This window comes from Pseudoalteromonas denitrificans DSM 6059 (assembly GCF_900112265.1).
Lineage (GTDB): Bacteria > Pseudomonadota > Gammaproteobacteria > Enterobacterales > Alteromonadaceae > Pseudoalteromonas > Pseudoalteromonas denitrificans.
Genome location: NZ_FOLO01000104.1, coordinates 1 through 5856 on the forward strand (window position 1 = coordinate 1; position 5856 = coordinate 5856).

The window sequence follows — 5856 nt, forward strand, 5'->3', positions numbered from 1 at the left end:
TCTGTATCTGTTAGGTTTGTTTTTTGGCGAAAGTATATTTAACAGATCACAGGCATCACTTCAAAAATTTGTGGGGATCCTTAAGGCTAAAGCCTTACGGAGTAACGAGCAATACAGGAGCACATAACTACTAGCCAACAATTTTATAACTTTAATCAAAATTATTAGCCTAAAGGCCAATCTACAAAAAATTTAGCCATATTTCTGTAGGTGAAGCTTTGGCCTTATAAATTGCAATGCTGGAAAATATTGACACTAACCATACTTTATAATTTTTTTGGTTTTGCCCTTTGCTTTTTAAATTGAACCAAATTTCTTGATGCGATATTACCCGCATTTGTTCTAGGCCAATCTGTAGCAACCTTTGCGGTTAATATTATTGCCTTATCATGTTCGGCTAATTTCCAATAATTAAATGCAATGCCCCACTCTATTTCAGCGGCAATTTCATCACTTATAAGACCTTTATTTACTTTATAATATTGATCTAATAACCGTATTGCATCCGAATAACGTTTATCTTGCATATAAACACGATACGCTTTTGTAACTAAATGAGCATAAGTATCTCTACTCTTTACATGTTGGTTTGGTTCCGGATATAGATAATTTTTGTATCGCTCTAAACCAAACTCCATTAGTAATACAGCATCTTTTACAAAATTATCATGTAAATAATATGGAAAACGAAACAAACCACTTATAACCTCAAATTCATTGCCTTTATTGTGTAACATAAAATAATAAATTACCTTTGCATTTTTAGCCTGAAGGTAGTTACGTTGATATTCATTTTCAGCTTTTGGATGGGAGTATATATAATCAAGCATTTGAGAATAGTCAGAAATATTCATCGGAGCATAAATATCCGTCACCCACTCAGGCAAGGTTGCAACAGCTGCCATTTCTGGAAATAACTCAAATGGCGTTTTATCGCTGGTATATTGCCAATCTGGTTTGGCATTTAATCTTTCTATTAACTCAACATATTGAATATAAAAACTGTCTGTATCTTTAACCATAAAAAAAGCGCTAAAAAACAAACATATTGATAAAGATAATACCGCTGAATATAAAGCAAAAGCCCCTTTAAATTGATTAATATAAGCTAACTTAGGTTGGACTTTTCGATATCTAACTGATATTTCATTTTCTTTAAAATGAGTAACAGAAAATCCTGACCAATATTTTAATTCTGTGTCTAATTTATTCTTTTGTTGGTCAATAAATTTTACTTTGGTAATGCAATTTTGCGAACTTTTGTTTTCTCGATAGACTTTACCATCTGAAATATCAGACTCATTTCGAATGAAACGGCTTGTCTTTATAATTTTAAATACAGACCAATACATACAATAAAATGCTATTAATACTAACATTAATGTAAAAACTAATAAGGGAATTTCGTCATTAAACATTGTATTGTCTCTAAGTCACTTATGTATTTTATTTGATATTAAATACTCAAAACTTGTTAGTCTATTTTTATTTATTGAAACATAAAAATAAAATTGATACTCAACATGCATCTGCAGCTAGCCTTATTGATGTATTAAATTTTGTTTGATGCATCAAGCCTAATACAGTAAATTATTTATCACCAAACCACTGCTCTAAGTATTCAATGCATTGAATCAATTTTGCTGGCACAAAATGTCGTGCTGGATATAAAGCATACAGCGTCAGCATTGGTTTTTTCGAATCAGCTAAAATTTCAACAACCTCTTTATTTTCTATCGCGGATTGGCATACAAAATCTGGGATCAAACCTATTCCAAGCCCTTTTTTTATTGATTCCATCATAAACATGGTATTGTTTACTCTTAAATTTCCACTTACAGTAATACCATCCTCTATTGGCCATACATTTTTACCTTTAAAATAACTATAAACAAAACAATTATGATCTTTTAGATCTTTCGGTAGGCTAATTTTTGAGTGATTTTTAAGGTAATCTGGTGATGCACATACCCTATATGTAAAACGTGTCAGTGGTCTTCCTACATAATTTGAATCTATAGGTGTACTTGATGCGCGAAATCCTAAATCAAAACCTTGCTCAACCAAGTCAATGCTTTCATCTCCTAAATGTATGTCTAATTCAATTTCTGGATTATCAAGCATAAAGTCTGAAAATAAACTTGAGAGATCCGTGATCCCAAGTGCCATTGGTGCATTAATTTTTAGTTTACCTCTTATACCTGATTGTAATTCTTGAACAAAGTTGTCAGCATCATCAAGTTTTGCAAGTATTTCCCTAGCGCGTTGTAAATAGCCTTCACCTACATGAGTGAGTTGTACGTTTCGAGTAGATCTGTGTAATAAACGGGCTCCTAAATCACTTTCAAGGCGGCCAATTTCTTTACTGATCATAGACTTTGAAGCATTAACTTGCTCTGCCACTTTGGTAAAGCTACCTAAATCTGCTAATCGTACAAACAACCCAATTGCGCGAAGCTTATCCATAGTTAAAACCTAGTATTAAGGCCATATAAAACTCTTTTATTTAAAAATTTTTTATTCTCAATTCGAGAACAGTATATGCACATTATAGATATATATGATGACAATAATAAAGACTAATATTTCCTTAGCGCATTAAAACTAACATTAATTAGTTTGTATGCGGGTTTAAAATCAAACTACTTTTTAGGATAAACATATGTATACACTTTATTATTCACAAAATGCTTGCTCTCTTGCTACGCAAGTTGTTTTAAATGAACTAAATCAAGAAATAAAAATGATAAATGTACAACAACTTGATAATTTTAAATCTATCAACCCTGTCGGAAGTGTTCCTGTACTCGTCGATGGTAAGAATACACTCGCTGAAGGGGCAGCAATTATGCTGCACATCTTAAATAAGCATGCCAATTCTTTATTTCCCAATAATAAAGAGCCGCGTCAAAAAGCAATTCAAAACATTATGTTTGCAAATGCAACTATGCACCCAGCTTACAGTAAGTTATTTTTCATAGAACAAAATATAAAAGATGAAAACACCAAATTGTTAGCTTTTAATGCTGCATCACTCAGTATTAATCATTTATGGCAAGTTGTAGAAAATCAATTAATTAACAATGATTTTTTAGGAGGTGATACAGCCTCAGCGGCAGACATTATGTTATGCGTTTATTCTCGTTGGGGAGCTTATTTTCCTGTTGATATCACAATAGGCCATAGAACAAAAAAAATGTTAGATGCCGTGCAAAGTATGCAAAGTTTCATTAAAGCAGTTGAAACTGAACAACGCGTCTCTTCAAAACAATAAACAAGGAATTGTTATGCGCAGCTTACAAAAAAACAAGCGTGATTTTGAAAATATAACAGCACTTATACAACAATATTTTGATGGTTTGCATAATGGAGATGTCTCAAAATTAAAATCAATATTTCATCATGATGTATGGCTAAAAGCGCCAGGCATACGCCGCTCACTAAAGCAATGGTTAACAGACGTTAAGGAGCGCGAATCTCCAATTCACCAAGAAAGAGCTTTTGAGTTTAAATTACTATCAATAGATGTGGTTAACAACCAAGCGATGGTCAAGGTTCAATGCCCTTTATTTAATTTTAACTACATAGATTTTATAGGTTTATTAAAAGAAGAAGGTCATTGGCTCATAGTCAGTAAAATGTATACCGATATATCCATGGGGGATTCATGAGTAAATTTAAAATTGAAATGATACACGATTTAGTGTGTTCCTGGTGCCCTATTGGCTACAAAAACATCATGACTGCAATCAATAATTTAGGCCTTGAATTCGACTTTCATTTTTTACCATATGAACTTAATCCAAATATGGACAAAAAAGGTGAATCAATTTCAAGTTACTTTACGCGTCAATATGATTGGAGTGAACATAAATTAAATGATTATCAAACATCGTTAATAAATACTGCAAATAAAGCAGGTGTATCAATGAACTTTAATAAAAGAACGCATTACTTCAATACACATGCTGTACACAAATTAATGCACTGGGCTGAGAAATTTAATAAGCAAATAGCATTAAATGAAAAACTGATTAAAGCGTATTTTGAACAAGGTTTAGACATTAATAATATTGATGTTTTATTAAATCTTACAGAGGAGCTAGGTTTAGATAAAACATCAACGATACAAGCTTTACAAAGTTCAAAATTAGAACAAGAAGTAAATCGAAAAGTTGAACGCCTAAAAGCATTTAAAATACGCAGCATTCCTGCTTTCATTATAAATGAAAATACATTCATGTCTGGTTCTCACTCTGTCGGTTTTTTTGAAGAGAATTTATCAAAAATAATAAATGATCCAGAAAATCAATATGCATTAAAGTTTAAGGAAACATCTGATGCCATATATTAATGTTAAAATCACCGACGAAACAGTCACTCACAAACAGAAAAAAGCCATTATACAAGGCTGTACTCAACTTATGGTTGATGTGTTAAATAAAGATCCCAAAACAACTTTTGTGATCATTGATGAAATAAATACAGACAACTGGGGCATAGGGTTTGATCAAGTAACCCAAATTCGAAAAGGTTTAATAACCTAATATTAAATAAAATAGGAGTCGATATAAATGAGTATTTTACAGCACCCAATATTTTACGCGCTATTAATGTGTATCGCAGGGTTAGGCATTCCTATTATGGCAGCTTTAAATGGAGAGTTAGCCACTAAACTAAATAGCCCAGCTTTGGCGACAACCATTTTATTCACTGTGGCGTGTCTTTTATCTGTAGGATACTTATTGGTATCAGGCGGCATACCTAAAGCCCCGATTCAAAAGCCTATACCCATGTTCTTTTATTTTGGTGGTTTTTTTGTAATATTCTACATTATTACAATTACTTGGGTTGCACCAAAATTTGGAATAGGAAATGCGATATCATTTGTATTATTAGGTCAGTTAATTTCTATGGTACTAATAGACCATTTTGGCTTGTTTGGCGCCCCGCAACATATAATGTCAATTAAACGCTTAGTTGGATTAGCTTTTATGGCCATAGGTGTGTATTTAACCGTTCGGCGTATTTGATAATTCGCGAGATGAAGTTTTTTACATAAATGTAGGTTCAAGAGTAATGCAAGAAAATATTGCCATTAGCCCTACTCTTTTAAAATACCAAACAGTTACCCCAAAGGCCAACCTACAAAATGCCTAACCTTGTAGGTGAGGCTTTAGCCTTACAGCTATTAGAGTAATGCAAGAAAATATTGCCATTAGCCCTACTCTTTTAAAATACCAAACAGTTATCCCAAAGGCCAACCTACAAAATACCTAACCTTGTAGGTGAGGCTTTAGCCTTACAGCTATTAGAGTAATGCAAGAAAATATTGTCATTAGCCTTGCTCTTTTAAAACCTCAAACAGTTACCCCAAAGGCCAACCTACAAAATGCCTAACCTTGTAGGTGAGGCTTTAGCCTTACAGCTATTAGAGTAATGCAAGAAAATATTGCCATTAGCCCTACTCTTTTAAAATACCAAACAGTTATCCCAAAGGCCAACCTACAAAATGTTTAACCTTGTAGGTGAGGCTTTAGCCTTAAGGATCCCCACAAATTTTTGAAGTGATGCCTGTGATCTGTTAAATATACTTTCGCCAAAAAACAAACCTAACAGATACAGACATCAAATGACATTATCCACACTAAATATGATAGATCCAATTAAATTTGATAAACGAATTAAACAGTCATTAATGGAAGCTGTTGATGCAGTTAAACATGGCGCAAGACTGAGTTTAACTTCTATCGGTAGAGCGTTAGCACAGTCAAATAGCTAAATTGAAAAATACGGTATTAAACGCATTGACAGGTTACTGGGTAACCAAACACTACATCAAAATAGAATTAATAT

8 protein-coding genes are annotated in these 5856 nt (G+C 32.8%); 6 read left to right on the top strand and 2 right to left on the bottom strand.

Annotated elements, in window-relative coordinates:
• Positions 1–266: 266 nt before the first annotated feature.
• Together BM088_RS26590 and BM088_RS26595 are read right to left on the bottom strand one after the other, a co-directional pair.
• Positions 267–1418, bottom strand: a complete 1152-nt coding sequence (locus BM088_RS26590) for a hypothetical protein (protein WP_091991920.1) — start codon at positions 1416–1418, stop codon at positions 267–269.
• 172 nt (positions 1419–1590) lie between these two features.
• On the bottom strand, positions 1591–2466 hold the full coding sequence (locus BM088_RS26595; RefSeq protein WP_091991922.1) for a LysR family transcriptional regulator: 876 nt from the start codon (positions 2464–2466) through the stop codon (positions 1591–1593).
• A gap of 196 nt (positions 2467–2662) precedes the next feature.
• On the opposite strand from BM088_RS26595, the gene BM088_RS26600 reads away from it, so the two are divergent.
• From BM088_RS26600 to BM088_RS27495, 6 genes are all read left to right on the top strand, one after another.
• Entirely contained in the window at positions 2663–3274 is a 612-nt protein-coding gene (locus tag BM088_RS26600; RefSeq protein WP_091991924.1) for a glutathione S-transferase family protein, read from the top strand.
• A 13-nt stretch (positions 3275–3287) separates the two neighbouring features.
• A complete protein-coding gene (locus tag BM088_RS26605) occupies positions 3288–3671 on the top strand; it encodes a nuclear transport factor 2 family protein (protein WP_091991926.1) in 384 nt (127 codons plus the stop codon).
• Positions 3668–4354, top strand: a complete 687-nt coding sequence (locus BM088_RS26610) for a DsbA family oxidoreductase (RefSeq protein WP_091991928.1) — start codon at positions 3668–3670, stop codon at positions 4352–4354. The genes BM088_RS26605 and BM088_RS26610 overlap by 4 nt, the downstream gene beginning before the upstream one ends.
• Complete coding sequence (locus BM088_RS26615) at positions 4341–4547, top strand: 2-hydroxymuconate tautomerase family protein (protein WP_091991930.1); 207 nt, start codon at positions 4341–4343, stop codon at positions 4545–4547. The genes BM088_RS26610 and BM088_RS26615 overlap by 14 nt, the downstream gene beginning before the upstream one ends.
• Positions 4548–4574: 27 nt before the next feature.
• Positions 4575–5033, top strand: a complete 459-nt coding sequence (locus BM088_RS26620; protein WP_091991932.1) for a DMT family transporter — start codon at positions 4575–4577, stop codon at positions 5031–5033.
• 599 nt (positions 5034–5632) lie between these two features.
• Positions 5633–5782 carry a hypothetical protein gene (locus tag BM088_RS27495; protein ID WP_177208084.1) on the top strand — a complete coding sequence of 50 codons (150 nt, stop codon included), beginning with the start codon at positions 5633–5635 and terminating at the stop codon, positions 5780–5782.
• Positions 5783–5856 lie beyond the last annotated feature (74 nt).

What these genes read in the sequence shown, in the direction of transcription:
- BM088_RS26590 (WP_091991920.1), bottom strand. Translation starts at nt 1,418, where the DNA reads ATGTTTAATGACGAAATTCCCTTATTAGTTTTTACATTAATGTTAGTA.
- BM088_RS26595 (WP_091991922.1), bottom strand. Translation starts at nt 2,466, where the DNA reads ATGGATAAGCTTCGCGCAATTGGGTTGTTTGTACGATTAGCAGATTTA.
- BM088_RS26600 (WP_091991924.1), top strand. Translation starts at nt 2,663, where the DNA reads ATGTATACACTTTATTATTCACAAAATGCTTGCTCTCTTGCTACGCAA.
- BM088_RS26605 (WP_091991926.1), top strand. Translation starts at nt 3,288, where the DNA reads ATGCGCAGCTTACAAAAAAACAAGCGTGATTTTGAAAATATAACAGCA.
- BM088_RS26610 (WP_091991928.1), top strand. Translation starts at nt 3,668, where the DNA reads ATGAGTAAATTTAAAATTGAAATGATACACGATTTAGTGTGTTCCTGG.
- BM088_RS26615 (WP_091991930.1), top strand. Translation starts at nt 4,341, where the DNA reads ATGCCATATATTAATGTTAAAATCACCGACGAAACAGTCACTCACAAA.
- BM088_RS26620 (WP_091991932.1), top strand. Translation starts at nt 4,575, where the DNA reads ATGAGTATTTTACAGCACCCAATATTTTACGCGCTATTAATGTGTATC.
- BM088_RS27495 (WP_177208084.1), top strand. Translation starts at nt 5,633, where the DNA reads ATGACATTATCCACACTAAATATGATAGATCCAATTAAATTTGATAAA.